3 protein-coding genes are annotated in these 2,110 nt (G+C 39.9%); 1 reads left to right on the forward strand and 2 read right to left on the reverse strand.

Annotated features, from left to right (window positions below; genetic code table 11):
* On the reverse strand, positions 1 to 277 hold a 277-nt coding region (locus MUP17_11415), incomplete at its 3' end, for a hypothetical protein (protein ID MCJ7459589.1).
* Positions 278 to 289: 12 nt separating this feature from the next.
* Complete coding sequence (locus MUP17_11420) at positions 290 to 541, reverse strand: AtpZ/AtpI family protein (GenBank protein MCJ7459590.1); 252 nt, start codon at positions 539 to 541, stop codon at positions 290 to 292.
* 311 nt (positions 542 to 852) lie between these two features.
* On the opposite strand from MUP17_11420, the gene MUP17_11425 reads away from it, so the two are divergent.
* On the forward strand, positions 853 to 2,110 hold a 1,258-nt coding region (locus MUP17_11425; protein ID MCJ7459591.1), incomplete at its 3' end, for a hypothetical protein.

Consider the following 2,110-nt stretch of genomic DNA (forward strand, 5'->3'; position numbering starts at 1 on the left):
GAAAATATTTGAATCTAAGAAGAATGTAGCCTGCAAAATAGAGCAATGGAAATTTGACCAGAAGTATTAAGGAAAGTTTTCCCTTGTTCGGTTTTTTCAGGCTGAAAGCCTCAACTATGGTCTGGGTTATAAAAAAAAGATTCAAGCAACCCCAGGCTGTGCCCAGAAACAATCCCAATCCAAAAGGGAAGTTCCGATAAACCGCCACGAACAGAAATGCCAGGGCTGAGACAATCAAAGAAGTGCGGATGATTCTATTTATGAATTCCAAACCCATAGGTCTTGCTTTTCAGTTATCCCCTTTATTTTCGTTATCCATCTCCTGCATTGCTCTTTTAACCAGATTATAGACCTCCTTGCCTGAGGCAACGAATCCAAATATAATAAAAAGTATCATCAGATAGGGGGAAGTGTGCAGTTTCTTGTCCAGAAAATTACCTATGAAATAACCGATTATCGGGCCTACTGCCAGGATCAAAGGTATAACCGTGTAAATCCCTGCCTGCCTCAGGTTGGAGTAAAACTTATCTTTGTTCTCCATTTCAATCCTTATATCTCGCATAAGCTTAAAACTTATTATTATATATTCAAAACAAAAAAAGTCAAGTATTTTTAAAAATATGTAGCGGAGGTCTTGAGACCTCGATATATTATGCTCCGAGAATTCCGGGTCGGAGTGCATCAGCTTGTCGACTTTGACCTTGAGGCTGATGCCTTCAAAGAGGACAGGAAAAAAAGCAAGAGTAAGCTCTTGTACTCCAGAGAAAAGCGGGATGTTTTATGTTTATCGTTGGTCTCCTGACCAACGGCTAAATCTTCGTTGGTGAGGACACCAACGAAGAGCAGACGACGATGTATAAGCTAGATAAGCATCTTCATTATCTTCTCATAGGTATAGCCGGCATTTTGATTTTCCTGCCCGGCATTTTCTCTTTTTTTAATTCGGATGATTTTGTCTGGCTGAGAAATTCTCAGAAGATAAGCTTGGAATCCGTCTCTCATTTCGCGGTGAATTATAACCCGGTTTTAAAGTTCAGGCCTTTTACTCATCTTCTTTTCCAGTTTCTTTATGCGATTTTCCAGCTAAACCCTCTGGGTTATCACATCGCCAGTCTCTTTATACACATAATAAATGCATTGATTTTCTATGCTCTTCTTTTGAAGTTCACCTCAGAAAGCAAACTCTCACTTTTTGCCTCCCTTATTTTCGTTTCCCATTTTGCCCAGGAGGAGACCGTCCTATGGATTTCAGCCCTTTCCAGTCCGCTGGTCACTTTCTTTTACCTTTGTTCCATCTGGTGCTTGTGGAAATATCTGGAAAAGCAAAAGCTAGGATTCTACTTGTTGTCGTTTATCTTGTCTACCCTGGCTTTGCTTTCCAAAGAGGATGGGACAACCATTTTCCTGGCAGTTTTTCTCCTGACAGTATTAAAATCATCCGGTGGTATCAAATCGAGGATCAAAAGCGGAGTTCTATTCTCGTCTCCGTTTTTCGGATTGACTCTGCTTTATTCGATTATCAGGTATTTTACTGTGCCTGAGGCTATAATGTCTAAGTTCTTGGCGCTTAATCCAGTGGTGATAATCAAAAACTTATGCTATTTCGGGATAAGCTTTCTTTTTCCGGTCAGGCTCTTCTTTGACCTGGTGGGTTTTAAGGTGCACTCTTATCTCAATAACATAGTCCAATTCAAATTGAATAATTTCTGGGCAATCTTGGTTATATTAGTTATAAGTTTGGCTTTTCTTCTACTGATTATTCACTTTCTGAGAAAGAAAATCCCTGGTTTCAAATTAGGCCTGGTCTTGATTCTCATCGGGATTTTGCCTTATCTTCTGGTTAATGGAAATGGACAGCGGTTTCTTTATTTTTCTTCCTTAGGATTTTCTATATCAATGGCAAGTCTGCTAATCTATTTCCTGGAAAGGGTGAATAAACTCAGGTTCTTGAATTTGTTTATCGCCGGCTTCCTCATCTTCAATGGATTGGTTCTTTATGAAAGAGCTGTCTGGTGGAGAAAAGCAGGGGAAGTCTGTCAGGAGGTTATCCATCAAGCAGGTAAGATAATCAGCCTCTCTCCTCAGGATTCAGAAATCTATTTTGCCAATC

Source organism: Candidatus Zixiibacteriota bacterium (genome assembly GCA_022865345.1).
Taxonomy (GTDB): Bacteria; Zixibacteria; MSB-5A5; order MSB-5A5; family RBG-16-43-9; genus RBG-16-43-9.